At 35.1% G+C, this 26,199-nt stretch carries 25 protein-coding genes and 1 pseudogene; 13 read left to right on the top strand and 13 right to left on the bottom strand.

Annotated elements, in window-relative coordinates:
• Positions 1-52: 52 nt before the first annotated feature.
• From HMPREF3270_RS01730 to HMPREF3270_RS01720, 3 genes are all read right to left on the bottom strand, one after another.
• Positions 53-1,111 (bottom strand): glycosyltransferase family 2 protein, encoded by a 1,059-nt coding sequence (locus tag HMPREF3270_RS01730; RefSeq protein ID WP_070848317.1) that lies wholly within the window; start codon positions 1,109-1,111, stop codon positions 53-55.
• A complete protein-coding gene (tarB, locus tag HMPREF3270_RS01725) occupies positions 1,108-2,199 on the bottom strand; it encodes a teichoic acid glycerol-phosphate primase TarB (protein ID WP_070848318.1) in 1,092 nt (363 codons plus the stop codon). Before tarB ends, HMPREF3270_RS01730 begins: the two co-directional genes overlap by 4 nt.
• Positions 2,200-2,273: 74 nt before the next feature.
• Positions 2,274-3,077 (bottom strand): ABC transporter permease, encoded by an 804-nt coding sequence (locus HMPREF3270_RS01720; protein WP_023015447.1) that lies wholly within the window; start codon positions 3,075-3,077, stop codon positions 2,274-2,276.
• A 288-nt stretch (positions 3,078-3,365) separates the two neighbouring features.
• Here HMPREF3270_RS01720 and tagH point away from each other — a divergent pair, with 288 nt between their 5' ends.
• Entirely contained in the window at positions 3,366-4,163 is a 798-nt protein-coding gene (gene tagH / locus HMPREF3270_RS01715) for a teichoic acids export ABC transporter ATP-binding subunit TagH (protein WP_002481421.1), read from the top strand.
• Positions 4,164-4,521: 358 nt separating this feature from the next.
• Entirely contained in the window at positions 4,522-4,893 is a 372-nt protein-coding gene (locus tag HMPREF3270_RS01710; RefSeq protein WP_023015448.1) for a Na-translocating system protein MpsC family protein, read from the top strand.
• 912 nt (positions 4,894-5,805) lie between these two features.
• On the opposite strand, the gene HMPREF3270_RS01705 is transcribed toward HMPREF3270_RS01710, so the two are convergent.
• The 6 genes from HMPREF3270_RS01705 to tarA form a co-directional block, all read right to left on the bottom strand.
• Positions 5,806-6,897 carry a YkvI family membrane protein gene (locus HMPREF3270_RS01705; protein ID WP_070848319.1) on the bottom strand — a complete coding sequence of 364 codons (1,092 nt, stop codon included), beginning with the start codon at positions 6,895-6,897 and terminating at the stop codon, positions 5,806-5,808.
• Between the two features lie 13 nt (positions 6,898-6,910).
• The gene (locus tag HMPREF3270_RS01700; RefSeq protein WP_070848320.1) at positions 6,911-8,248 is read right to left on the bottom strand and encodes an aspartate aminotransferase family protein; all 1,338 of its coding nucleotides are present in this window, start codon (positions 8,246-8,248) and stop codon (positions 6,911-6,913) included.
• Between the two features lie 241 nt (positions 8,249-8,489).
• Positions 8,490-10,397: a threonine--tRNA ligase gene (gene thrS / locus HMPREF3270_RS01695; protein ID WP_060803716.1), complete on the bottom strand. Its 1,908-nt coding sequence runs from the start codon at positions 10,395-10,397 to the stop codon at positions 8,490-8,492.
• Positions 10,398-10,825: 428 nt separating this feature from the next.
• Positions 10,826-11,152: a DUF2200 domain-containing protein gene (locus HMPREF3270_RS01690; protein ID WP_371106794.1), complete on the bottom strand. Its 327-nt coding sequence runs from the start codon at positions 11,150-11,152 to the stop codon at positions 10,826-10,828.
• Positions 11,153-11,208: 56 nt separating this feature from the next.
• Positions 11,209-12,405 carry an MFS transporter gene (locus tag HMPREF3270_RS01685; protein WP_070848323.1) on the bottom strand — a complete coding sequence of 399 codons (1,197 nt, stop codon included), beginning with the start codon at positions 12,403-12,405 and terminating at the stop codon, positions 11,209-11,211.
• A 235-nt stretch (positions 12,406-12,640) separates the two neighbouring features.
• Positions 12,641-13,396: an N-acetylglucosaminyldiphosphoundecaprenol N-acetyl-beta-D-mannosaminyltransferase TarA gene (tarA, locus tag HMPREF3270_RS01680; protein WP_070848324.1), complete on the bottom strand. Its 756-nt coding sequence runs from the start codon at positions 13,394-13,396 to the stop codon at positions 12,641-12,643.
• 137 nt (positions 13,397-13,533) lie between these two features.
• Between tarA and HMPREF3270_RS01675 the strand changes: the two genes are divergently transcribed.
• The 3 genes from HMPREF3270_RS01675 to HMPREF3270_RS01665 all read left to right on the top strand — a co-directional run bounded on the left by HMPREF3270_RS01675 (position 13,534) and on the right by HMPREF3270_RS01665 (position 15,456).
• Positions 13,534-14,091, top strand: a complete 558-nt coding sequence (locus tag HMPREF3270_RS01675; RefSeq protein ID WP_023015453.1) for a sugar O-acetyltransferase — start codon at positions 13,534-13,536, stop codon at positions 14,089-14,091.
• Between the two features lie 110 nt (positions 14,092-14,201).
• Positions 14,202-14,954, top strand: coding sequence for a M50 family metallopeptidase (locus HMPREF3270_RS01670; RefSeq protein ID WP_070848325.1), 753 nt, complete (start codon positions 14,202-14,204; stop codon positions 14,952-14,954).
• 10 nt (positions 14,955-14,964) lie between these two features.
• A complete protein-coding gene (locus HMPREF3270_RS01665) occupies positions 14,965-15,456 on the top strand; it encodes a GNAT family N-acetyltransferase (protein WP_002481412.1) in 492 nt (163 codons plus the stop codon).
• A gap of 58 nt (positions 15,457-15,514) precedes the next feature.
• Here HMPREF3270_RS01665 and HMPREF3270_RS01660 read toward each other — a convergent pair whose 3' ends face one another.
• Complete coding sequence (locus HMPREF3270_RS01660) at positions 15,515-16,219, bottom strand: phosphatase PAP2 family protein (protein WP_023015454.1); 705 nt, start codon at positions 16,217-16,219, stop codon at positions 15,515-15,517.
• A gap of 156 nt (positions 16,220-16,375) precedes the next feature.
• Positions 16,376-17,032, bottom strand: a complete 657-nt coding sequence (locus HMPREF3270_RS01655; protein ID WP_002481410.1) for a metal-dependent transcriptional regulator — start codon at positions 17,030-17,032, stop codon at positions 16,376-16,378.
• 125 nt (positions 17,033-17,157) lie between these two features.
• Here HMPREF3270_RS01655 and HMPREF3270_RS01650 point away from each other — a divergent pair, with 125 nt between their 5' ends.
• From HMPREF3270_RS01650 to lif, 5 genes and pseudogenes are all read left to right on the top strand, one after another.
• Positions 17,158-17,871, top strand: coding sequence for a metal ABC transporter ATP-binding protein (locus HMPREF3270_RS01650; RefSeq protein ID WP_070848326.1), 714 nt, complete (start codon positions 17,158-17,160; stop codon positions 17,869-17,871).
• Positions 17,872-17,895: 24 nt separating this feature from the next.
• Entirely contained in the window at positions 17,896-18,732 is an 837-nt protein-coding gene (locus HMPREF3270_RS01645; RefSeq protein ID WP_070848327.1) for a metal ABC transporter permease, read from the top strand.
• Positions 18,729-19,661: a manganese ABC transporter substrate-binding lipoprotein MntC gene (gene mntC, locus HMPREF3270_RS01640; RefSeq protein WP_002481407.1), complete on the top strand. Its 933-nt coding sequence runs from the start codon at positions 18,729-18,731 to the stop codon at positions 19,659-19,661. Before HMPREF3270_RS01645 ends, mntC begins: the two co-directional genes overlap by 4 nt.
• 382 nt (positions 19,662-20,043) lie before the next feature.
• A pseudogene (locus HMPREF3270_RS13875) lies at positions 20,044-20,138 on the top strand.
• A gap of 121 nt (positions 20,139-20,259) precedes the next feature.
• Entirely contained in the window at positions 20,260-21,501 is a 1,242-nt protein-coding gene (lif, locus tag HMPREF3270_RS01635; RefSeq protein WP_141763117.1) for a lysostaphin resistance FemAB family serine transferase Lif, read from the top strand.
• Positions 21,502-21,608: 107 nt separating this feature from the next.
• Here the strand turns inward: lif and HMPREF3270_RS01630 are convergent, their stop codons facing one another.
• A complete protein-coding gene (locus tag HMPREF3270_RS01630; RefSeq protein ID WP_070848329.1) occupies positions 21,609-23,657 on the bottom strand; it encodes a cation:proton antiporter in 2,049 nt (682 codons plus the stop codon).
• Between the two features lie 305 nt (positions 23,658-23,962).
• On the opposite strand from HMPREF3270_RS01630, the gene HMPREF3270_RS01625 reads away from it, so the two are divergent.
• Positions 23,963-24,166: a DUF1659 domain-containing protein gene (locus HMPREF3270_RS01625; RefSeq protein WP_002481404.1), complete on the top strand. Its 204-nt coding sequence runs from the start codon at positions 23,963-23,965 to the stop codon at positions 24,164-24,166.
• A gap of 15 nt (positions 24,167-24,181) precedes the next feature.
• A complete protein-coding gene (locus HMPREF3270_RS01620; RefSeq protein WP_002481403.1) occupies positions 24,182-24,394 on the top strand; it encodes a DUF2922 domain-containing protein in 213 nt (70 codons plus the stop codon).
• Positions 24,395-24,446: 52 nt separating this feature from the next.
• Here the strand turns inward: HMPREF3270_RS01620 and HMPREF3270_RS01615 are convergent, their stop codons facing one another.
• Positions 24,447-24,671, bottom strand: coding sequence for a hypothetical protein (locus tag HMPREF3270_RS01615; protein ID WP_002481402.1), 225 nt, complete (start codon positions 24,669-24,671; stop codon positions 24,447-24,449).
• Between the two features lie 321 nt (positions 24,672-24,992).
• Here HMPREF3270_RS01615 and HMPREF3270_RS01610 point away from each other — a divergent pair, with 321 nt between their 5' ends.
• Positions 24,993-25,916 (top strand): efflux RND transporter periplasmic adaptor subunit, encoded by a 924-nt coding sequence (locus HMPREF3270_RS01610; protein ID WP_070867151.1) that lies wholly within the window; start codon positions 24,993-24,995, stop codon positions 25,914-25,916.
• The last annotated feature ends 283 nt before the right edge of the window (positions 25,917-26,199 follow it).

Below are 26,199 nucleotides of genomic sequence, written 5' to 3'. Positions count from 1 at the left end.
TAAAAAAATAACACATTTCACACTTCAATTCATATTAAAATTGTAAGTTTGCTTATTTTTTTAACGCGCTTTTTAAAGCAGCACGCCCTCTAAAAGCTGATTGTTTAGGCACTAATTGTGCTTTGAACGCTAAATAGTTCGGACGTCCGATGCCTACTTTGTTCAACGCTTCACGCCATTGACGATAATAATGCAACGTCCAACCTTTACAGCCGCCTTCCATCACTTTGACAATTCTAAATAATGCATCGCCATCATAATGCGTCTTTTGCATACCTTCAATGTATTGGATAACTGTATCTAATAATTCTTGTGTCACTTTTGGTTTTTCTGTCACATAAGCTTGAAGCATATAACTGACAATCAATTCATCCATACGATAGCTATAATATTGTTGTACATTACGAAGTCTCAAGTAATCCATCACGCGGCCACGTACAATATAAGCATCGTGCATATAATCAAAGAAACGCTCAACACTGCGTGCTGTAATCGAGTTCTCACGTACATTATAGCCCGCAATAATATCTGGTAACAATTGAATATCATGTGCTTGATTAAATGCATGTGCCATAAATGTATGTTCTTCACAAAAAACAATGTCTTCATCAAAACGTAAATCTTTGAAACGTGCGCTGAACATCTTATCTCTTGGTCCGATAGATTGCAGCATCGCTGGGCATTGTGCTAAATTCACAACTTCATCTTTTTTAATTTCTTCATGTGTCGGGAAAGTACGCCATTCACCATGATAATCACGTCCTGTTTGTCCAATCACGATTTCAACATCGTCATTTTGTTCATAACGACGTGCCATCACATCGATACGGCTCGGTAAAAATTCATCATCAGCATCTAAAAACATGAAGACATCGCCTGTAATATGAGATAAGCCGACATTACGACTAGCCGCTGCGCCTTTGTTAGATTGACTGATAATTTTGACGTGCTTATTTTCTTTTTGAATTGTTTCAAGTACTTCAAGTGTGCCATCTGTAGAACCATCATTAATACAAATAATTTCATGATCGTATTTCGTATCGATGGAACTGACTGCTTTCTTAATGACTTCTTCTGAGTTATAAACTGGAATAATAATAGAAATTTTCATCGTTTCACCAATTCTTTTATATAATTTGATATCTGATTTAAAGTTTCATCCGTATTGTAATCATGCCATTCATTAAAGAGCGGCGGATAATGTTCTAAACCTTCTTTTAATTTATGCAGCAACTCTGCTTCATTATATGCTTTATAGTTTTCAGGAATTTGCCAATAGTAATGATTCAAACCCCGATCCGCTTCATATTCCGCTTGATCGTAAACATAAAATAAGGCAGGTTTATTCAATAAACTCGCTTCAATCGCAAGTGAACTATAATCTGTAATGATGACATCTGCCATCAAGAACAAGTGTTGTGTCTCAATATCAGGTGTAGACCCTTGTCTTACAGCTGGATGTAATTTATTGATAATTGTATAGCCTGGCAACTCCTGTTCAAAATGTTGTGCATCAATCGTTCTGTTCGCTGCTTGATGTTCTCTGTATGTCGGTACATATACTGCAAGCTTATCTTTAATCCCATACTGTTGTTTCAACTTTTCTTTTTGTTGTTCTAAGTTAACTGTAAAGTACTGTTGCATTCTAGGCAAACCAAAGCGTAACATTTGTTCAGGTGTTGCACTAAAAGCATTTCTAAAACAAATTTCCATTGGGTCGCCGCCTATGAGATAGTAATCTGTCGCATGATATACTTTCAAATACTGATCTACCACTTTCTTGTTAGACAAATCGACCGCATGATCTTTTAGGCCAAAGTACTTTAAGGCGCCTGCCGCATGCCATGTTTGAATGACAGTCTGCCCTTTTTTCTTGCGATAACCTCCCATTAACAAATAGTAATTATCGACAAAAATAACTTTAGCAGTGGCTAATGCTTTTAATTGCGCAATAACGTTTTTATTACTGTTGATGACATAATCAACACCTGATAATTGTGCAACTTGTTGTTTATCTTTTTCTTTACCGATGATAGTTAAACGGTAACCTTCATTATGAAACCTTTGAACTAAAGGCCATATATCTTCTTTAAAGCTCATAAACAACACAATATGATGCGTATCGATTTTCTTATTGAACCATAATGTATTAAATACATTGATAATGGTTAAATACAGCTTCTTGATGACTTGTCTCATGTTTTTCACCTCTGCTTATTTTAAAAAAACTCCAAACACGCTAAAACATGCTTGGAGTTTACTCTTAAATAATCTTACATAAAGTCTGCAAATTGATCTCTGTAGCGCATGTGCAGAATCGAACCTACAAAGAATATAAATACGACAATAAATACGTTGTAAAGTGCTAATTGCCAATGATCAATAAAATACCAGTTATGATACAGTACTGCTGCACGGTATGATTCTGCGATGAAATAAATCGGATTCAACATCAGAATCTTTTGTACAATCGAACCTGGCTTAGCGACCCATAAAATTGGTGATGCATAGAATAATACACGCATTAACGCTTGCATCATCATTTGTGTATCACGAATTAATACACCTAGAGTCGAAGTTAAGATTGCGACAGCACTTGTAGCAATGTACGCAAATGGTACGTATAAGAATAACTGAATAATATGTATCGTCGGATAAATACCTGAAGCGATACAGAAAATAATAATAATCCCGAGTAATGCTAAATGTCCATATAATTTTGCAGTTACGGTATACGTCGGAATAATCGATAACGGGAAATTCATTTTCGCCACTTGATTATATTTCGATACAATCGAGCGTGTCCCATCTAATATTCCTTGGTTGATAAAGAACCACATACTGATACCGACAAGCATCCAGAAGATGAAGGGTATCCCATCAACCGGTGCGTTTGTACGAATCCCGAATCCGAACACGAACCAGTAGACTAAAATTTGGATAAGCGGGTTAATTAACTCCCACGCCATACCTAAGTAGTTATTATGGTTAGCAATTTTCAACTCAAATTGTGCTAACCTGTGGATCAAATAAAATCCTTTAATATGTTCTTTCAGAACAGTTATTAATGCTCCCATGTTCAAACCACGCTTTCAAACGATTTGCGCATTTCATTACATATGCTTATGTAATTTTTTCTCTATGCTTGAAATATATCCATCTCAACATTATACGTAATTATAATATAGAATGGAATAATTTTCATTACTAATGGCAAAGAAATGACTTTAACGACGAAAATAATGACCAATTCTTCAAGAAATGGTAAAATTTATAGCGTTGAAGAATTCATATGCGTTTTGACCGCTCGGCATCGCAATATGTACTATAATAGAGTAAATAGAGGTTAAGGAAGAGGTTATACAATGAAAGATGTATCTGTAAAGATGGATAATATTACAAAAGAATATCGTATCTATCGTAATAACAAAGAACGAATCAAAGATGCGCTCATTCCTAATCATAAGAACAAAACATTTTACGCGTTAAAAGATGTCTCAATGACAGCGTATAAAGGTGATATTATCGGTTTAGTCGGCATCAACGGTTCAGGCAAATCAACCCTCAGCAATATTATCGGCGGATCTTTATCCAACACTGCAGGTTCAATTGAAAAAAATGGTGAAGTCAGTGTTATTGCGATCAATGCAGGGCTTAACGCACAATTAACAGGATTAGAAAATATTGAATTTAAAATGTTGTGCATGGGCTTTACACGTAAAGAAATTAAAAAGCTCACACCTAAAATCGTTGAATTCAGTGAACTGGGAGAGTTTATTTACCAACCCGTTAAAAAGTATTCAAGTGGTATGCGTGCTAAACTTGGTTTCTCTATCAACGTCACGATTGATCCGGATATTTTAGTGATTGACGAAGCGTTGTCTGTCGGAGACCAAACATTCACACAAAAATCATTAGACAAAATCCACGAATTTAAAGAAGCAGGCAAAACGATTTTCTTCGTCAGCCATAACATCGGCCAAGTCCGTCAATTCTGTACAAAAATCGCTTGGATTGAAGGCGGACGCTTGAAACAATTCGGCGAAGTTGAGGAAGTATTGCCTAAGTACGAACAATTCCTTAAAGACTTTAAAAAGAAATCTAAAGCAGACCAAAAAGCTTTCCGTAAAAACTTAGACGAAGAAAGATTTGTGATGAAATAAACAATTGAAGCTGTAAAAGAAATCGCAGTATAAACTGCTTTTTCTTTTCTTCTTCTACTTCACTCTTTTAAAGCGATATTGATATTTCTGAATCTTTTTACTTAAAAAACTTTAAGCAAACCTCTTTAAATCAAAGAAAAAAAGTATTATCATTAAGTACAAGTGTATTAACAACAGGCAAAATAATATTGCACACTTGATTAATGTCGGATGCTCTCATACAATGACATTTTGATACAAGTAATCATTTCAATAGTCTTGCTGCACACTTCATTTTCTTTAAAGTGAAGGTGTATCAAAATATTGAAATCTAATCAGCCTGAACTTCAATATGTCATATCATTTCTCAAGTAAGCAGGTGATTGATATAGCTAAACAAAATAAGACACAAGCATTTGCGAACCTTGTCCGTGCGTATCGTAAAGAACACATCGGTAAAGGTCCCGAACAAATCAAAGTGTTTTTCAAAGATAACTGGGCGGTTGCCCATATGACAGGAAGCCTAAGTAAAGTTGAAAACTTCTATTTGCGTAATACTCAAAGTAAGGAATTCGAAAGAATGCTTAAATTTGGACGTACAGAAGAAATTAAACAACTTTACAACCAACATCCACCTACAGAAATGGAAGAATTGGTAGGCGCGAAATTTGTAAAACTATTTACAGATGTTAATTTAGAAGATGATGAAGTCATTTCAATATTCGTGTTCGATCGCAATATTGAATCGTAATAGAATATATTAGGATTGGTGTAAGGTACTCGGTGCTGTTTACTAACCTACTTTGAAACTCATAAAGACTTTTCAAGGAGGTGATGCATGTAAACAGGAGCGAGTTTTTTTATTTCCATATAACATTAAATTGAACTTACCTTATTAAACAACCATTCATTTCTATAAAAATTTTCAATACGCTACACTCACCACTATAGTAGTCTATTGAAACCAGCCCAAATTATAACAATGTGCTTTACGTATAAGAAAACAGCCCATTCTATACGCACAAAGCTGATACAGCAGCAATTCTCTTGCAACCTCCTGTTTTAAAATGTTTGATTGAAAAAGCTAATCATAAACATTGCAAGATGCTGTCATAGCTACACAATAACCCTAACAACAACCGGTAAGTTCAAATTAAGTGCCAAATAGTAATCAGTATGCCTATAACAGCAATTGATGGTTAAAATAAATCTGCGTTAAAATTTAAAACGCGCTAAGTATTGAAATAAGGTAACAATGCATATATTCTGCTGATTGAATTCCCACAATTCATCACCACCAGCAGTGCCCTCAACTTTCTTATGCTTCACGTTACTATTTCAAACTTACAACACAACCCTTACTCAAATAAAACAGAGTTTAAGTCGCTCTGAATGATAATCATCGATCAAACGCACACCTGTTATATGGAAATGAGCCCAAACAAAACGTTTAAACTCAATCTTGAAAATCACACGACGATTCAGAACGTGATTAGCCCTGCATTCTGAATCCTACCCTCATTAATAAAAATGTCAAAAAACCTGTGTTCAATTAAGCTCCCTCAACTACTTAATTGAAACACATGAAACTATAAAATAATAACCCTTAAAAATAAAACGCATTGCAGCTACCCTTTCTACTGCAATGCGTATTTTTTATTTCTTAAATTTTACTATTAGTAGTTTTGAATTTAGACCATATAGTTCGTGCGAAAATGACTATAACTAATGCTAATCCAACATATCCTACAAATGGATAAATCATTGCAACCAATTCTCCAAATGGAAGTGTACCTCCAGCCATAAAAACAATACCTAATAAAACAGTGATAAGCACACCAAATTTTGATGGAATAAAACGCATAAACTCATTTTTAATCAACCAATACATCGGTGCTGTTGTTGAATAAATACCTAGCAATATACAAATAGAGAAAATAGTCGCTACCCAAGGACTAATTGTATCTCCAAGATATAATACCGGTACTTCTAACTTTAATACGTTAGGATAATGTGCAAACATTGCTAATACCATGGCCAGCACAGCAGCCATTAAACCAGCTCCACCACAAATACCTGCAGCATATGCTTCTTTACGACTACCAGATTGTTGTCCAAGTTGAGTAAAGAATATCGTTCCTGCTAAAATATTATAGCAAAAGAACAAAATACTTGATTGCCACCAATGACCAGCAGGCTGTAAATCTTTAGCAGCTTGCGGTAATGTGTCTAAAGATGGTAATGAACCAATATTTTTTAGGAAGACCACTAAACAAATAGCGATAGTTAAAACAACAATAACTGGTCCGACTGCTCCAATAATATCCACCAGTTTTTTCAAGCCAAATATTACTGTTATCATTGTTACAATTCCCATACCTAAAAGTCCAACATAAGTTGGTGTTCCAAAATGTTCATTAGCAATTGCACCAGTACCTGAAATCATTATTACTACAATACTGAATAAAAATAATAACGTGAAATACTCTACCAATCTCCCTATTATTTTTCCGCAGTATAGTTTAAAAATGTCACCTGGTTGTGCTAATTGAAGCTCATAGCCTCTAGTCATTAATGTTACTCCTAAAGAACAAAATAGGAGTGCACTTAAAAATATACCTGCAATTCCTGCTTTACCGTATGAAGCAAAGAACTGCATTACTTCTTGCCCCGTTGCAAATCCTGATCCAATCAAATACGCCATATAGGCCCCACTTAACTTTAAAACATTCTTCCAATCAATTCCTTTTTCCATATAAACACCCCTATTACCAACCTTGTCCTTCAACTTGGTAAACATCTAATTTTCCATCGCGCAATTCTTCCATAGTTTCTGTTAATATATTCAATGCTTTATCTAACTCTTTATCTGTTATTACTAAAGGCGGCTGGAATCGTAGCACATTTCCTGCTACGGCAATAATTACTACTCCTCTTTCATAACAACGATTACAAATTTTTAAAGCAGCTAAATTATCTCTTTCTTTACTTTGTTTATCTTTTACAATATCTATTCCAATAGATAACCCTAGACCTCTTACATCACCTACAAATTCAAACTTATCAATCCAATTTTCCATATATTTTTTAGCGTATTTACCTTTTACGGCTGCTTTGTCAACTAACTTATCTTCTTCTAACATTTCTAAAGTTGCTAACGCCGCTGCACAGCTTACTGGATTTGCTCCCATTGTGAATAGATGAGCTGGTGATGCTAAACTATCCATAATTTCTTCTCTTCCAACAATTGCTGACATTGGCATTCCGCCTGCTAACGATTTTCCATATGCTACTAAATCAGGTTCAAAATTAAAGTGTTCTATCGAACTCCATTTTCCAGTTCTTCCCATTCCTTGTTGAATATCATCAACTGCAATTAAAATCCCATGTTCCTTACATAGCTTTTCCAAAGCTTCAAAATAACCTTCTACCGGTTCTAATAATCCTCCATCTCCTTGAATAGTTTCTACGATTACACACGCAACTTCATCTGGAGGTAAATATTTTTCAAACATTTCTTTTAAAGGTGCTAAATACTCATCAATAGTATTGGATTCTGTCGAACCATACATTCCTCTGTAATTATCTGGGAATGGGATGTGATACACTCCGGGTAATAACGGCCCTATTTTTTTCCTCATGTTCAAACTAATCGCTGATAAAGAAATCGAACCAAATGTGGAACCATGATAAGCGTTGGTAAAACTAATAATATAAGGTCTACCAGTATAAGCTCTTGAAAATTTAATGATTCCATCACATGCATCAGAACCAGTAAGACCAAAAAGTACTTTTTTATTAAATTTCCCAGGTGATAACTCACACAGTTTTTCAGAAAGATTAGCTAGCGGCTCGTGATACATATAAGCCGGTGTATAATGAATCATTTTACTTGTTTGTTCTTGTATAGCCTTTACAACTTTCTCAGGTGTATGACCAACATTTTGTGAACTCGCACTTGATAATAAATCGATATATTCTTTTCCATCGATATCTGTTAATGTTGCTCCATGTGCGTAATCAATAATGAGTGGATAATAAGGTATCCGACCTGCTTCAGCAAAATATTTATGATCCCGATTAAATATTTCTTGAGCATTTCCCATTTAAAACATCTCCCTTTATTTTGCACAATTTTATTTGAATTTGTAGAGTCGAATACATGTAATATACTACTATTCTCTCTCGGTGTAAACAGATTATTTAAAATATTCTGATAAATAAGAATATATCTAGGAGATTTTATCTTTTTAAAGCAACAATATTATTTATATAGAAAAAGTAACCATTCTTAGAATGATTACTTTTTTAGGCTATATACTAATTTTTAATAAATATAACTTAAACTTACTCTACTGAGTTTAAAACATCTCTTTCTGCTTTTAATTGTTCGATGAAGTCTTTCACATCTACGCTAGTTTCTTCAGAAGCACCGCGTTTTCTTACCGCAACTGTACCATTTTCTACTTCGTTATCTCCCACAACAAGTGTATATGGTACTTTTCTTAAGTGTGCTTGACGGATTTTATAACCCATTTTTTCGTCTGAAAGATCTAGATCTACTCTGAAGCCTTCAGCTTTCAATTGACGTTTCAAGTCTTTTACCGCATCTAAATGCAAGTCTGCATTGACAGGAATCACTTCTAATTGTACAGGTGCTAACCATAATGGTAAGTTTCCGCCAAAGTGTTCAAGTAAGATACCGATAAAACGATCGCTTGAACCGTAAATTGCACGGTGGATAACCACTGGACGTTCTTTTTCTCCGTCTTTATTAACGAAAGTTAAATCGAATTTTTCAGGCATTTGGAAATCTAGTTGTACAGTACCGCATTGGTGACTACGTCCTAATGCATCTTTGATGTGAATATCAATTTTAGGACCATAGAACGCGCCGTCTTTTTCATTGACTGTATATTCAAAACCATGTTGATTCAATACATTTTCTAATGATTGTTCAGCGAAATCCCAAAGTTCGATTTCACCCATAAAGTCATCTGGACGAGTAGAAAGTTCAATACTGTAATCGAAGCCGAAGACACTATATACTTTATGAATCAAACCTAAGACATCTAAGATTTCTGATTCGATTTGGTCACGACGTACAAAGATATGTGCATCATCTTGGTTGAATGTTCTTACACGGAATAAACCATTTAAAGAACCGCTTAATTCATGACGGTGTACTTGTCCGAACTCAGCCATACGAATTGGTAAATCACGATATGAATGTAAATGATTTTTGTAAATCAACATATGTCCAGGACAGTTCATTGGTTTTAACGCATAAGTTTGTTCATCAACTTCAGTGAAGTACATATTGTCTTGGTAGTGATCCCAGTGTCCACTGTTTTTCCATAAAGTTTCGTCCATGATAAATGGAGTATAGACTTCTTCATAATCCGCTTCAAACTGTAATTGTCTCAACATATTTTGTAATTCCAAACGAATCACTTGGCCGTTATGCGCATAGAATGGCATACCTGGTGCAAATTCTGAGAATGAGAAGATATCTAATTCTTTACCTAAACGACGATGGTTCACTTGTTCATATTTATCAATAAACGCTTGATGGTCTTCTAAGGCTTTCGCATCTGCGAATGCAAAACCAGATACACGTTGTAATGCTTCGTTGTTCACATCACGTAACCAGTTAGTTGCGGATACTGCTTGTAAACTGAAGTGTTTCACTTTAGATAAATTGTGTACTAAAGGTTGGTCGATAACTGCTGCGTAATCTCCATGCACTGCAACTTTCACAGGCTCTGAGGCTTGTTCAATATGATGTTGCATAAAAGCATTTTCATTAAATTGGTCTAATGCGTCTAATTTTGATAATTCACGAACTTCAATTGGATGATTGGCGCTTACTGCTTTTTGAATGTCTTTAGAAACTTTTTCTAAATCCGCTGCTTTCAAGTTTTCTTCAGGTTTGAAGTCTACAAAGAATTGTTCTTTGTTTACACCGAATCCCGCAACTTTTGCACCGTGTTTTTCTAGGACTTCACCTGCTAAATAACCTAAAGTATAACGAATGGCTTCTAACCCTTTTTCATCTTCATATGTCAAGAATTCAACTTGGCAATCTTCTCCGATGTATTCGTTCAAACCATAAAATGTGCCATCCACATTCGCAACCGCAACTTTTTTCGCAAAAGAACTGCCGATTTGTTGCGCAACTTGGTAAAGTGTTGTGCCTTGTGCCACCTCCAATTTGCGTTGATCTGGTAAAGTAACGATAACTTGTTCTGCCATAATTATTGCCTCCTTAAATTCTAATGATTGATTTTATTCAATAAAAAAACTGCACTTATCCTCTGATAACAGGGACGAGTGCAGTTTATGCTCGTGGTACCACCCACATTCGAAACAAGTCATTAAACAAGACTTCAATTGGAGTTGCTCTCCTAGAAGTCTCAACTTGCTTCCTCATTAGAATGGCGTAACATGCCATTAGTCGGTATGCTTTCACATACATCTCAAAAGGAGTAAAACACAGTTTAAGTAATTAGAAAGCTTCCAGCCGCTGACTTTCTATCTCTGACTTAAATCTTGTATTTCATATCTTTTTCATCGAATCCGTTTTTAAATTAAGTACATTGTATCGTAACGATTACGATTCTGCAATATATTTTTTATAAGTTCATCATTTTGTAAAACTTGAAAACGTTTTATTCTTTAAATCATTTCCTCATTATTTTATTTAATGGCTTACCTTTTGCGAGCTCATCTACGATCTTATCTAAATAGCGAATTTCCTGCATTAAAAGTGCTTCAATGTTTTCAACACGAATGCCGCAAATGACACCCGTAATTAACTTGCGGTTCGGATTTAAGTCAGGTGCTTGCGCAAAGAAATCTTCAAACGGTACTCGCTCATCTAATACTTGTTGTAAACCTGCTTCATCATATCCTGTTAACCAAGTGATGACTTCATGCAACTCATCTTTCGTACGCCCTTTTTTCTCAACCTTTGTCACATAATGTGGATAAACACTTGCGAATGCCATATCATAAATTTTATGTCTTGCCACGCATGTCACTCCTCTGCTTATATTTATCTCTATTATACTCCTTCTTCTGATGACGTGTTGATACCTTTATCAAACACATCTTTAGGGACAATTTTAGTAAATACAACTACTATCATGACGAAAACTAATCCTGTAATCAGAAATACAAGCGTGTAATTGAAACCAAGAATAAAGCTGAAGAACATAATACTTAAAGGTTTGGTGAATTGACTGAGCGCAAAGCTGACAGAGAAGACCCTTGCTTTATAACTTTCCTCGATACGTTTTTGGAAGTAGATTTGAAGTGGAATATTACTGTATTGTGCGCTGAAACCTAATACAATATAAACGCCAATTAACGCTAACACCCCAGCTAAATTTCCCATTGCCATCATCGTAATCAATGCCAACGCAAAGAAAATCATCGCAATCGTGTAGCTCGATCCAATTAAATATAAACGTAAATTTTGTTTAGGCGGGAAAATCGCAAGAATGATACTGCCTAACGCCATGCTGATTGTTAAAGAAGCCTCTATCCATCCAAATGCACTTGAAGATACATGCATCTTTTGAATGGCTAACATTGAAATGCCAATCGGTATCGCATACAAAATAATATTAATCACTGCCAAATAAACCACCATCGTCGCTAAATCCTTTTTAGCCCATATGTAGTGAAAACCTTTTTTGAAATTATTGATGAAAGCTTGGTTCTCTTTTTCCACATGTCTGTTTAAAGGTATAAATGCTATCGTCAACATGGCGAGTGATTCAGTCACTAAAATCACATATCCCATTTGTTCAATAGAAAGGAATCCTACCACAATACCGCCGATTACTGGCGCTAAGAATGATGTGGCCATAATTACAATATTCCTTAAAGACACAAAGCGCTCTAATTGCTCCCCTGTTATCTTCGCTAAATTAGATTCAATGATTAAACCTACTGGCACATCAGTCGCAGTAAGCATCATCATTAAAATAACCAGTGCCCATAAATGATTTTGATACCCCACTAAAAACACAGTGATGGATAGCACGCTTAATAATTGCGCAATGAAGATCATCTTTCGATTACTTTTATAATCGGCTAGGTTCCCCATAATTGGACCTAACACAATTTGAACTACAGCCATCATACCTATAACAAAACCGTATAATGCACCATTGCTTGTTTCTCTTAAAATATAAAACGAACAAGCAAAGAAAAAGATTTCCGAACCAAAGGTCGAAACTAAATCGAAAATCAATAATAGAATCCCTTTTTCATGTTGTCACCTCTTGATGTTTGTTGTTTATGCTCTTAAAGAAATGATTGTCACAAATCATGTCTCAATCATGCTTATCAAGACACTTCATATGTGAATGATACAATATTACTTTATTTTTCTAAATATTCAATACACATTATGTAGATATCATATTTTGTTCATAAAAAAGCCTGCTCTAACTTTCCTGTATTGTTAGAGAAGGCTCATTTAAATATTATTTACGCTTCAAACGTTTACGGAAAACTTTGGATACAAATCTAGGTAATCTGCGCATTCTTGCCATACGTTTCCAGTCTGTAATTAAGCGGTAAAACCATTCAAGATTCGTTTTACGGAAGAATAGAGGTGCACGCTTTTTTGTACCGCTATAAATCTCAATGGATCCGCCGACACCCATCAGTAATGTATGTTGAAGGCGATGACGGTGTTGTTTAATCCATTGTTCTTGTTTAGGATAACCCATACCGACAAAAACATAATCTGGATTAAATTTACTTACTTTACGAACCACTTGTTCATCTTTTAAATCAATATAACCGTGATGTGCATCGAAAGTCACATGAGGATATCGATGTTGTAGCTCTTGTTTGGCTTTTGCGACTACAGCTTCAGATGCACCTAATAAGAAGACACGCTGATGATAACGCTCAGCAATTTCTAAACACTTTGCCATAAATTCGATACCTGGCACACGTTCTTTTAACGGGGTACCTAATATTCTGCCTGCTTGAATAATCCCTGATCCATCTGGAATGATATAATCTGCTTCACTGATTAAATTATAATAACTTCGATCATCTAATGCGTAATCTACAATTTCAGGATTTGCAGTCACAACAAACATGTTATCAGTTGTATCTGTTTCTCTAAAATGCATGACCGCTTCTTTCATCTCGTCCATTGTGACGTTATCAAATTGAACAGACAAAATATCTACTTTATTCTGTTTATGCTTATGTTGAATACTCATCGCTTCAAACTCCTAACTTGCACCTCTGATTAATAAAAGTTCATTTCATCTTATTATACACGCCAGTTGAATTGATTGCATTCCTCACTATAAGTGGTAATCTGAATTTATTATGAGAATCAAAGAGGTTAGATACTATGACAAGTGAAAAAGACAAAATGTTGAGCGGTCAGCTCTATGACTCAAGAGATCCTGAGTTAGTAAAGGAACGTCATAAAGCACGCCACGCAACAAAAGCAATCAACAATGCCTTTTCTATTAAAGAACGTATGCATTTATTCCGCCAAAGTGTAGGTGCTTGCGGCGAAGAAGTTTTCATCGAACCAGACATCCATTTTGACTACGGTTATAACATTACAATCGGAGACCATTTCTATGCGAACTTTAATGCGACGATGTTAGATGTCGCAAAAATTACGATTGGCAATCACGTACTCTTAGGTCCGAACGTTCAGTTGATTACCGCAACTCACCCTTTAAATCCTAAAACACGTGCCGCTGGACTAGAGTTAGGCTACCCTATAACAATCGGTAATCATGTTTGGATCGGCGCAGGTGCGATTATTTTGCCAGGTATTACCATTGGCGATAATGTTGTTGTCGGCGCAGGCAGCGTCGTCACTAAAGATGTACCCGCAAATCAAGTTGTCGCAGGTAATCCAGCACGTTACATCAAAGATGTGCCGAATGATTAAAATAGGTCCGAAGACGCAAGACGTAAATGCTAAAAATTCATACAATGAAGATAAATCATAAGTTGAGGTCATGTATCTCAACTTTTTCTAATTCAAGAAGAGGTTAAATTATGCAGTTGATTAAAGATATTCTAAGCACTTCTATGACACTCCATTTATATTGGGTAGTATTAATCGCTATTGCTTATCTATTTGTGCATCGCAATCGTCATAAACCAAGTTTTGCGATTCTAGACATTATATTAAATTACATTCCGGTACTGACACATGAATTCGGTCATATTCTATTTAACAAAATCAGTGGCGGTCATACCGAGGATTTAGTGATTGTTACTTCTCCTAGAGAACGTATACAGACCTCGCGACAAGGCTTTGCGGTCACCAGAGCTAGAAGTAGAGTGACGATGATAATTACGACACTTGGCGGTTATGTGATGCCTCCGTTGATGTTGGCAGTCGGACTCTTTGCAGGTTATTATCATTATCCTTCACTCTTCGTATTCAGCTATCTAGGTATCTTTATTTATTTTGTGCTGATTACTTCTAGAAAAGGTATCCCTATTTTACTCACGCTCTTACTAGGAGTCATGATTTATGGTTTAGTACAAAACGGTCAACCTGAATTCATTGTCATTATCTTATCATTGATTTACCACTTTATTTTAGGTGTGCTGTTCGGAGAGTTGCTACAATCGACTTGGACGATTATTACTTTGACTTTTACGAAACATGTCATCGACTGGGATGGTTTAGCTTTACGTCAATTAACCGGCATCCCTGTCGTAATTTTCAGTTTGTTATGGATTGCCTTTAACGTTTATATCGTGTACGCTATTATCACTATTCTACTTTTACAGAATTAAGGTGATAAAAATGGTAAAGCTTCGTCCAGCAACACAAGTCGATTTATCTTTATTTACAAAAGTTTATAATCAAGCCATCGCTGCACGTAACATCACAGCAGATATTGATGAAATGACAGAACAAGAAATGGCACACGTCTTTGATAAACACGATGCCATGCGTCCTTTGTTTACAGTATACGATGAAGAAATGCGCCCAATTGGTTTTGCAAGTCTGAATTACTTTTACGGCAGACCTGCTTATGATGAAACTGCAGAAGTTAGTATCTATTTGGATCAACAGATTAGTGGGAAAGGTATTGGTACTAAAGTGATGCAACGTCTAGAACAAGAAGCCAAAGCGTTAGGGATTCGCTTCTTAACTGGCTATGTTTTCGCACAAAACATACCATGTAATAAATTATTTGAAAAACAAGGCTACGTTCTTTGGGGAGAAATGCCGCAAATCGCACACATCGATAATCAACGCTTAGACTTAAATATTTGGGGCAAACAAATTTAATAGAGATGAATAGATGAACAAAAGAAGCTTTGCGACACCGCAAAGCTTCTTTATTTTACTATTTTATATAAAACATCTTACCTTTTCGCAGTAAATTGATTTGAGGCAACTTCGTTAATAACAAGCGATATATCAATATAGCACCCATTACCCAAACGATACCTAAAGAGACACCGCCTATCACATCAGTTAAAAAGTGTGCGTGAAAGTACATTCTTGAAAATAAAATACTTGCCCATAACACTGAAAGCAAACCAGCAATTGTCACTTGAATTGCACGATGTTTCACTTTCGGTAAAAACACCGCAAATATAATGATCACAATCAGCGTACTAGATAATGAATGCCCGCTTGGAAAAGAAAAACCTGTGTCTGCTAACAAATGGTCATACGGACGATGACGATGAATGACATCCTTAAAAATAATTCCTAAGATACCTCCTGAAGCCACTGTGCTTAACAACCATAAACTTAATACATAGTAACGCTTGAATAATAAAATAATCGCAATGACAATAGACATCACTACAAAGGTTAAAACATCTCCATATGTAGCCAGTGCATTCATATAATCATTAAGAAAGCCATGACCAAACTGCATTTTCGGTTCACCAAACGTTTGAATAAACCATCGTAATGTCGTTTGATCCATATATCGTAAAAAATCTAACTTTAAATAATTCCCAATCATTATAAACAAAAAGATCAGTAAGCTGACAACTAACACTATTTTTTCTGATTGATGTGCTGTATTCTCCTTCATCCTTATACCTCTTTTATCTTTTTTATTATTATATGACGATTTTTTGAATTATCCATAGGTACAAAGAATGATATACATCTCATTAATTAGAACGACAAAAAAGACGTAACCTAAATAGATTACGCCAATGATGAACCACTCTGATTCCTATTCTATTTATACGTCCGCTAATTCCCCAAAAATATGTGCCGCGTTTTCATAACTTAAAATAATTAATGGGTCATCCCCTTTTTGAATAGCAATAACTTCGTTAGTATCATCACGAGATATCACCGTCACCGCATCCCCGATTGAAATAAATTTACTAGAAAGATAAATTAATAATTTCGTACGGTCTCGTACACGACGAATCACGATTTGATCTCCTGCTTGGAATGTTTTTAAGGATTCATTGTAAATTTCTTCAAATTTACCATCTCTTGGGATGATACCACCATGTGGGCATGTCGTCGGATAATTCAACAATGAGTCTAAACGTTCGACAAACAAATCAGACACTCTATGTTCAAGCACTTCTGCTTCTTGGTGCACTTCTTCCCAGTTGTATTTCAATATCTCGATTAAGAAAAGTTCTAATAAGCGATGACGCTTAATAATTTCTAATGTATGGTTGAAACCTTCTTCGGATAATTTGACACCCTTATAAGGTTTGGTAGTTACATAGCCCGCTTTTTCTAAACGATTGACCATCTCACTCACGGATGGGGGTTTAATATTTAAGTATTGAGAAAGTTTTTTATTTGTAACGAATGAAGTTGCGCCGCCATTATTCAAAATCGCTTTGAGGTAATCTTCTTTTTCTTCCGTTAACATCTTGTCACCGTTCCTTCCATCCAGATTCACTTTATTGTATCACGAAAAGACTTGACACGCGAAAATTCATGTCTTATGATGAAATAAATTAGGTTGCCCTAAAAAATCTTTTAGGAGGTGTGATATTGTTAGAAATTGAGAATTTGGATTTGTATTTAGGCAATAAGCATGTCTTGCGAAACATCAACTTGTCTATTCCTGTTCACGGTGAAATTATCGGTATTATGGGTCCGAACGGTGCAGGAAAATCCTCATTAATCAAAGCGTTAATCGGAGAGTTTAAATCACAAGGTGTCCAATTGTTGAACAATCAATCAGTCGAATCACAACTTAAGAACATCACATACATACCGCAAAAAGCCTACTTAGATTTAGATTTTCCAATTGATGTTGAAAACGTCGTACTATCAGGCGCTTATAAAGAGATTGGGTGGTTTAAACGCCCTTCTGCACAAATTAAACAACGCTTAACTCAATTATTAGAAGAAATGGAATTAACACATTTACGTAAACGCCAAATTTCTCAATTAAGCGGTGGACAGCTGCAACGTGTATTAGTTGCACGCGCCTTGATGTCGACGAGCGAACTTTACTTATTAGACGAACCTTTTGTAGGAATTGATTTTACGAGTGAACAATTAATTATGCGTAAAATAGAAGGCTTAAAGGCCGAAGGCAAATTAATTTTAATCGTGCATCATGATCTATCAAAAGCAACTACTTATTTCGATCGTGTCATTCTGCTCAATCAAACTTTACGTTATTTCGGACCAAGCGAAGAAGCAATGACCACAGAACGATTAAACGAGACATTCATGAATCAACCACAGCGCCATTAAAGAATTAGAAAGAGAGTCAAATTTATGTACGAATTTATACAACAACTCACACAATATCAATTTTTAAACCGCGCTCTGATTATTGCCATTTGTGTCGGCATTGTGTGCGGAACAGTCGGCAGCCTGATTGTTTTAAGAGGGTTGTCACTCATGGGTGATGCGATGAGCCATGCTGTATTGCCAGGGGTTGCACTATCATTCCTCTTCAAAATTCCGATGTTTGTCGGAGCTTTAGTTACTGGAATGCTAGCCAGTCTATTCATCGGTTTTATTTCTGAACGAAGTAAAACTAAACAAGACGCAGCCATCGGCATCAGCTTCACAGCATTCTTAGCTACCGGAGTTATTATTATCAGCTTGATCAATAGTACGACGAACTTGTATCATATTCTATTCGGTAATTTGCTAGCGATTACCAATAGTGCATACTGGTCGACGATTGTGGTCAGCATAATAGTACTCTTGCTTATCATCATTTTTTACCGCCCATTAATGATTTCTACTTTCGATTCAACCTTTAGTAGAATGAGCGGTTTAAACACAACAGCCATCCACTACTTTGTGATGCTGCTCTTGTCACTTGTGACAGTTGCAAGCATTCAAACTGTGGGTATTATACTCGTTGTTGCACTGTTGATTACACCCGCTTCAGCAGCTTTTCTCATCACCAAGAAATTATGGTCTATGATGATTGTAGCCAGTCTGATCAGTGTAATCAGTTCAATAATCGGTATGTATTTCAGCTACATTTATAACATCCCTAGTGGTGCAACAATTGTCTTGTGTGCGTTTGCTATTTATGTCGGTACATTTATCTATTCTAAATTGACTCTCAAAATCAAAAAAGGAGTTACATCATGAAAAAATTAGTACCATTATTAGCTATCATGTTATTACTGTTAGCAGCATGCGGCGGAGGCAAAGATTCAAACTCAACAGCCTCTGATAATCATAAACTTAAAATCGTCACAACCAATTCAATACTATATGACATGGCCGACAACGTAGTCGGGGACCATGCGGATATACATAGCATAGTTCCTATCGGCCAAGATCCTCATGAATATGAGGTCAAACCTAAAGACATCAAAGCCTTAACAGACGCAGATATCATCCTTTATAACGGATTGAATCTGGAAACAGGTAATGGTTGGTTTAAAAATGCTTTAGACCAAGCTGGCAAAACAACTAAAGATGATAGTGTCGTACGCGTTTCTAAAGATGTAAAACCAATTTACCTGAACGGTGCTGAAGGCGATGAGACAAAACAAGATCCTCACGCTTGGTTAAGTCTAGAGAACGGCATCAAATATGTAAAAACAATTCAGCAAGCTGCAATCAATCATGATAAAGCACACAAAGCAGACTACGAAAAACGAGGTGATGCTTATATCAACAAGCTTGAAAAATTAAATAAAGACAGTCACGACAAGTTCGATGACATTCCTAAAGATCAACGCGCTATGATCACAAGTGAAGGCGCATTTAAATATTTCTCAAAACAATATAGCATCACTCCCGGCTATATTTGGGAAATTAACACTGAAAAACAAGGAACACCTGAACAAATGAAACAAGCAATTAAATTCGTTAAAGATCACAACTTGAAAAATCTATTAGTCGAAACAAGTGTCGATCATAAAAGCATGAAGAGCTTGAGTGAAGAAACAGGCGTTCCAATTTCAGGAGAAGTCTACACAGACTCTATTGGCAAAAAAGGCAGTAAAGGAGATTCCTACTACAAAATGATGGAATCTAACATTGAAACCGTTCATCAAAGCATGAAGTAAACAATTTATCCTTTCAATTAGCGGAAAAAGACCTCCTAGTATGTCCATTCCATTTCCGCTAATCCATAAATAATCTATCCTAAACATAAATAAGCTGTGGTCTTTCCTCCCACTGGACCACACACCACTTTAAGAAAATCGGTGCTTGCGATGACATCGATTTTCGAAGCGACAGTTCCCCTCAAGAGCTGTCGCTTTTTTTGTGTTTAATTCACTCAATCTTTCATCACAAGATCACATCTTTACCCTTTTAAATATAAACAACAAAAATTTAGTCATTTATTATATTTCTTTAAATATCTTCAATTGTTTATCTACAAAATATTTATAATTTTCCTTTACTTTTAGAAAAACTAAAGTTATGATTAATTTAGTTATTCATGGAGGGATACCCAAGTCTGGTTTAAGGGGGTTAATATTTATTTATTAATTAGGAGCACGTCAGTGCTTGCGTTGGTTCGAATCCTTCTCCCTCCGCTTAGTTTTAAACAATATTGATATCGGTTGATAAGTTAACAATTGCGGTTACTTAATCAATCGATTTTTTTGTGTATATCTAATCAATGTTAAAAAACTCTATATGAAAGTAGGTCTTTTTTTGAATTTTTCTAAGTTAAACATTCAAGAATTTGAAAATTTTGTTAATGAAAATGCATCACATTACACCCAATCATCCTCACACTTCAATTATCAAAATGAGCATCAAAATAATGTACATTTAGTCGGCGTAAAAAATGAAACAGGTGAAGTATTAGCTGCTTGTTTACTGACTGAGGCACGTTGTTTAAAGTTCTTTAAATATTTCTATACACATCGCGGTCCAGTCATGAACTTTAAAGACCATGAGTTAGTCAGATTTTTTTATGAAAATTTAACGACATATCTAAAAAAGCATAACTGCTTATATGTTTTAACTGATCCTTACCTGTTAGAAAATATTCGAAGTTGTGACGGAGAAATCCTTAAATCTTATGATAACGAAACTTTTATGAATGTGATGAATTTATTAGATTACCGTCATCAAGGGTTTACTACAGGTTATTCTCAAACAAGTCAGATCAGATGGTTGTCTGTCTTAAACCTAGAAAACAAAGATGAAAAACAATTGTTAAAAGAAATGGATTATCAAACACGCCGTAATATTAAGAAAACCTATGAAATGCAGGTGAAAGTCCGTGATTTATCAATTGATGAAACAGATCGATTTTTTAAATTATTTAAAATGGCTGAAGAAAAACACGGCTTCAAATTCAGAGATCAAAGTTATTTTGAAAGAATGCAGAAAACATACGCTGATAACAGTATGTTAAAGCTGGCTTACATCGATTTAGAAGAATTATTAGAGGCACAAAATGCGAAAGTCGCTGAGTTAAATACAGATATTGAAAATGTTCAAGCGGCATTAAAAGAAAACCCTAATTCTAAGAAAAACAAAAATAAATATGCGCAATACCAAAAGCAATTAGCAGCACAAGAACGAAAAATTACTGAAACGAAAAAATTGATAGAAACAGATGGACCTGTATTAGACTTAGCTGCAGCTTACTATATCTATAACCCTCATGAAGTTTACTACCTATCCAGCGGTTCAAACCCTAAATACAATGCCTATATGGGTGCGTACAGACTCCAATGGGAAATGATTCAATTTGCGAAAAATAAAGGTATTGATCGCTATAATTTTTACGGTATTACAGGAGATTTCAGTGAAGATGCTGAAGATTTCGGTGTTCAAAAATTCAAAGAAGGCTTTAATGCCCATGTTGAAGAATATGTCGGCGACTTTATTAAACCGATTAAACCTTTCTTTTACAAGATTTATCAATTGTTAAATAGATAAAAGTTAACAATTCTCAACTATCTAACAATTTATAATAGTTCTTCCTTTTATCTTACTATATGAAAAAGCACAGTCTGTTTGTTATGCAGGCTGTGCTCTATTTATAATTATGTTAAACGGTCCACTAAGACCATTTCATCATAGTTAATCGCTTCACGTAATTTTAAAGCTGTTTTTTCACTGATTTCTTCATCTTCGACCAATTCATTCAAAATATGTCGTTGTTCACGTAAAGCATTGAGCTTGATTCTAGCTACATTATTACGATGACCCGTTTTATTTGAGAAGATATTAGCCGCTGTCAGATTATCTGAACGCATTAAATAACTATCACAAATTGTGCCGATTTCTAATTTGTTATCAGCATTAGCTTCTTTTGTTAATCGTTTGACTACATTGTAGTGAACGATACGCATAATATTCGAAATTTCTTTTAAGTTCTGCTGCACATCTAATGAGGAAGATGCGTTTGTTTGTACACGCACACGACGTCTTAAAATGGCTACTTTGATGCGCATAATAATTCTGCGAATCAATGAAGCTTGACGATACACTTGTGTACGTTCGGCATAGCGCATATAGTTATCAAAATCACTTTGTGTAATTCTGACTTCTTTCACGAGCTCGTTTAATGTTTCTGTCTCTGTATCAATCGCAATCCCTTGTAAGCGTTCAAGTTCTCTAGAGTTTTCATCATCATCGTCAATCACTTTCATAAAAGCAATACGATCATGATAGATTTTGATGACATTACCATAATTGAATGAAGTTTCAGGCGTCGCATGTCTTCTTAAGTAGTCAATTGTCTGTTCAAGAATATAGATACGAGCTTCTCTGAAACTCATACCTTCCACTTCGACCTTCTTCATGACTGGTGTAATTAACGGTAATAAAACTTGAGCAATTACCAAACTTAATACCACCATACCTGCAGAAATAAAGAGTAGGTCATTACGATAAACAAATGATGTATGTTCTCCAAGCATATAAGGAAACGTCAAAGCAATGGCTAATGAAATCGTTCCATGTACTCCGCATAAAGTCATAATCATCGCGTATTTACTACGTTTAGGTTTCGTTTCTCCTTGTTCTTTATTCTCACCATCATTCATTGCGCGTTGGAATGGACTGACCGGTAAGTAGAAATACGGATATAAAACATACACCCATAAGAAACGAAATACATATACCGCTAAGGCAATCAAACCTGTAATTCCAAGTAAGAAGACTAGGTTCTGCGGCTCTGTTTTAATAATGTTTTTAACAGTTTCAGGTACAATATAGCCTAAAATTACGAATACAAAGCCATTTAATACATAACTCAATAAGTTCCATGTTTGTGTATAACTCAATTTCAACTGGTTACTGATTTGATTAATCCGATCACGCTCAAAACCATGAACCAGTCCTGAAATCACTGCCGCGATAATACCTGAAGCATGGAAGACTTCTGCCGCAAGATATGACACAAATGGTGTCAATAACTGAATGAATACAAACATATTATTGCTTTCTACACCTTTACGTGCCAATACAATACGTAAACGAACTAAGATAATACCGACAATCAGACCAATAACTAAACCGCCGATTGAAGTAATTAAGAACTGACCAATCGCATCCGTAATAGAAAATGCGCCTGTAATCAGTGCTGCGACAGCAATTTTGAATGAAATGATACCTGCCGCATCATTTAACAATGACTCCCCTTCTAAGATTGTCATAGAACCTTTTGGTAGAATTTTCCCTTTCGTAATTGCCGACACAGCTACCGCATCTGTCGGACATAAAACAGCAGCTAACGCAAAGCCGGCTGGCATGGGTAAGCTTGGCCATACCCAATGAATAAAGAACCCTACCCCTATGACTGTTGTAAATACTAAACCTAACGCCATCATCATTACTGGTTTTATGTAGCGCTTCAAACTCACACGCGATACATTAACACCTTCAATGAATAGTAAAGGTGCGATCAACGCAACCATAAAAACTTCTGTATCAAATCTAAAGTTTACCGGAATTGGTGTTAAAAAGATCAGCGCTCCTAAAATGATTTGGATAAACGCTAGTGGTACTTTAGGGAGAAATAATGAATGGATTAATGAACTTAAAATAATTGCTGCTATAAAGACCAAAAGACCTTCAATAATTTCCACAGCGTCACCTCTTTCTTTGTTGTATATACTTCATATATCTTTCTTCAATATCATTGAAGATTCCGACCATATATCAAGTGTCTATGTTTAATAATACTATAATCAATTGTGTGAAATCTATTCTAAAAACTTCATCATCTTATAGATATTGCGATGATTCATCTACCTTAGAGAAGAAGCTTTATATACCTGTTTAATTACCCCGTCACCCCCTCTTTCAAAAGTTTTTGAAATTAATTTTAAAAAAGGGTGTGCTTTTTTTCTAGAAATTTCGATATATAGAGTGAGCAAGGAGGTGAACAGAAATGAAAACAATCAAAGATCTTGCAGTGACACTTATTCGTGTCGAAGACAAAAAAGAAGCAAAACCAGTTATCAAACGTCGTAGATTTGCCCGTTTAAACCCACAAAGCACTGAAGCACAATTAAACAGCTTCAAATCAGCTATTGAAAAATTAACAGGTGAAACATACGACAACATCGAAGTCACAACAGTAGAAACTTTATAAGAGGAGAATCAGATTATGACAAAATCACTAGAATTGATTTATATCAATGAAGCACACAAACCGGTCAAATTCCAAGTTCCAGATATTAAACAACAAGTATCTGAAGAATCTATCCGTAATGCGATGAGCACTTTGTTAGAAAGCAATGTATTAAATCCTCCATCAGGAAAAATCATTGCGATTAAAGGAGCACAAATCGTAGAAAAAGAAACACATGTTATCTTCTAATTAAATATAGCCGAGTTTGCTCAACATTTGAGTAAACTCGGCTATTTTTTGATTATTGCCTCGGTTGAATTACATCTCCGAAAAACACGCGTTTACTACCTAACTTTCTACATAAAGCATAATCATCATAAACATCCACGACTTGCGCTAAATTTTTATATGAATGCTTAGCGTTCAATACTTCTATAAATTGGTGCTGTTTAATACAAGCACTATGTCCTGCATCTATAAAAAATGTTTCCTCGTCTAACACCCGAATGATAGTCATTTTTGTCATGATGCGCCCCCCTTTTCCCACTTTTCATAAATCGCTTTATGTAAAACATCTCGTTTCAACAAATTATATATTGATATTTCAAAAAAATCTACAACTTTTACAATTTACAAATAAAAAGTGACACAATTTACCTATTACTTAACACAGAGCATAACGAGATTAAGTTGATATTCGTCGTTTTTCAGTACATTTGTGTTATTTTTCTTCTTTTTTTATATTTATTAAAAATATGCGACAAGATAATTAATTTAGGCGTTGCACCAACCATTATTTACATTGTATAATAACCAAGAAATTAAATAAGATGAGGTGAGCATAATTTTGTTTAAACACCCCTGGTTGATTGCCTTAATACTCCTTCTCCTTTTAAGCGCAACTGCCGTCGGATTATATGCCGCATTCCGACATTACACACTTCAGGCAACTCAAAACGTTAAAACGTACACCGCAACCTATAACCGACCGATTCAATTTTCTGGTATTCAATCTGCTGAAACAACACAATCCTTTTACTATGATGCTCGTATGGGAAGCATCCATGACTGGTATAGTGCTGAAGGTAAAATGATAAAAAAAGATCAGCCATTGTTCGAATACTACAATAAAACACTTGAACAACAATTAACTGCAGTACGTAAGCATTTGAATACTTTAGATAGTCATCAGCATCGTCAAAACTTCCTAAATATGCATACCTATTTGGAACAAGAATATGATCGTATTCAGCTTGGACTCAGAACACAAGTCTTCAGTATGTCAGAAGGCATTGTCCATATTATTGATAAGCATCCAAGTAAGAAAAATCAATTATTTGCGCAAATTCACAGTTCAAAGCGTATAATTAAAGCTTATATTTCTGAGACTGAACTCAAACAATTGAAACTTAACCAATCTGTTGAAATTAAAACAAAAACAACGGAACAGTTTAAAGGCAAAATTTTGAGTATTAGTCATTATCCTGATGTTACAAAAAGTGAAACAAATAAATCTTATTACGAAGTTCAAATTTCTACTAATGGTGTTATACCTGTAGGAACCCACTTTCAAATTACGATTCCTACGCACTTAATTACTCTTCCAAAGGACGTACTATATGATAAAAACGCAATATTAATTAAAAGAAATGAACAAATGGTTAAAAGAATTATTAAATACCATGAAAAATCGGGTATGGTTATTATTAGTGAAGGTTTATTACCGGGAGAAAAAGTTATTGCTCAACCCAAAAACTTCACATTAAACTAGAGTTCTTATATAATTAACCCATATCAAAAGGCTAAATAGAAAAAATAGACATTATCTTAATTTATAATGTGTAATTCAAATGATGTTCAATAAATTTTCTGGGTTCATTGGGTAATTTTTTGAAAGTATCATTTGTTTGAAATAGCCATTGTTTTATAATGTTTTTTTGTTTACATTTCATTTTTATTTAGTTATAATTAAATAAATAATAGGGGCAGGAATATTTTGATGCAATAGCATCTAGTCCCAATTATGAAATTAATGTTAATATTAGTCTATTTGC

Source organism: Staphylococcus sp. HMSC65H10 (assembly GCF_001839185.1).
GTDB lineage: Bacteria > Bacillota > Bacilli > Staphylococcales > Staphylococcaceae > Staphylococcus > Staphylococcus simulans.
This window is presented reverse-complemented; position numbering and strand designations above follow the sequence as displayed.

What these genes read in the sequence shown, in the direction of transcription:
- HMPREF3270_RS01730 (WP_070848317.1), bottom strand. Translation starts at nt 1,111, where the DNA reads ATGAAAATTTCTATTATTATTCCAGTTTATAACTCAGAAGAAGTCATT.
- tarB (WP_070848318.1), bottom strand. Translation starts at nt 2,199, where the DNA reads ATGAGACAAGTCATCAAGAAGCTGTATTTAACCATTATCAATGTATTT.
- HMPREF3270_RS01720 (WP_023015447.1), bottom strand. Translation starts at nt 3,077, where the DNA reads ATGGGAGCATTAATAACTGTTCTGAAAGAACATATTAAAGGATTTTAT.
- tagH (WP_002481421.1), top strand. Translation starts at nt 3,366, where the DNA reads ATGAAAGATGTATCTGTAAAGATGGATAATATTACAAAAGAATATCGT.
- HMPREF3270_RS01705 (WP_070848319.1), bottom strand. Translation starts at nt 6,897, where the DNA reads ATGGAAAAAGGAATTGATTGGAAGAATGTTTTAAAGTTAAGTGGGGCC.
- HMPREF3270_RS01700 (WP_070848320.1), bottom strand. Translation starts at nt 8,248, where the DNA reads ATGGGAAATGCTCAAGAAATATTTAATCGGGATCATAAATATTTTGCT.
- thrS (WP_060803716.1), bottom strand. Translation starts at nt 10,397, where the DNA reads ATGGCAGAACAAGTTATCGTTACTTTACCAGATCAACGCAAATTGGAG.
- HMPREF3270_RS01690 (WP_371106794.1), bottom strand. Translation starts at nt 11,152, where the DNA reads ATGGCATTCGCAAGTGTTTATCCACATTATGTGACAAAGGTTGAGAAA.
- tarA (WP_070848324.1), bottom strand. Translation starts at nt 13,396, where the DNA reads ATGAGTATTCAACATAAGCATAAACAGAATAAAGTAGATATTTTGTCT.
- HMPREF3270_RS01675 (WP_023015453.1), top strand. Translation starts at nt 13,534, where the DNA reads ATGACAAGTGAAAAAGACAAAATGTTGAGCGGTCAGCTCTATGACTCA.
- HMPREF3270_RS01670 (WP_070848325.1), top strand. Translation starts at nt 14,202, where the DNA reads ATGCAGTTGATTAAAGATATTCTAAGCACTTCTATGACACTCCATTTA.
- HMPREF3270_RS01665 (WP_002481412.1), top strand. Translation starts at nt 14,965, where the DNA reads ATGGTAAAGCTTCGTCCAGCAACACAAGTCGATTTATCTTTATTTACA.
- HMPREF3270_RS01660 (WP_023015454.1), bottom strand. Translation starts at nt 16,219, where the DNA reads ATGAAGGAGAATACAGCACATCAATCAGAAAAAATAGTGTTAGTTGTC.
- HMPREF3270_RS01655 (WP_002481410.1), bottom strand. Translation starts at nt 17,032, where the DNA reads ATGTTAACGGAAGAAAAAGAAGATTACCTCAAAGCGATTTTGAATAAT.
- HMPREF3270_RS01645 (WP_070848327.1), top strand. Translation starts at nt 17,896, where the DNA reads ATGTACGAATTTATACAACAACTCACACAATATCAATTTTTAAACCGC.
- mntC (WP_002481407.1), top strand. Translation starts at nt 18,729, where the DNA reads ATGAAAAAATTAGTACCATTATTAGCTATCATGTTATTACTGTTAGCA.
- HMPREF3270_RS01625 (WP_002481404.1), top strand. Translation starts at nt 23,963, where the DNA reads ATGAAAACAATCAAAGATCTTGCAGTGACACTTATTCGTGTCGAAGAC.
- HMPREF3270_RS01620 (WP_002481403.1), top strand. Translation starts at nt 24,182, where the DNA reads ATGACAAAATCACTAGAATTGATTTATATCAATGAAGCACACAAACCG.
- HMPREF3270_RS01615 (WP_002481402.1), bottom strand. Translation starts at nt 24,671, where the DNA reads ATGACAAAAATGACTATCATTCGGGTGTTAGACGAGGAAACATTTTTT.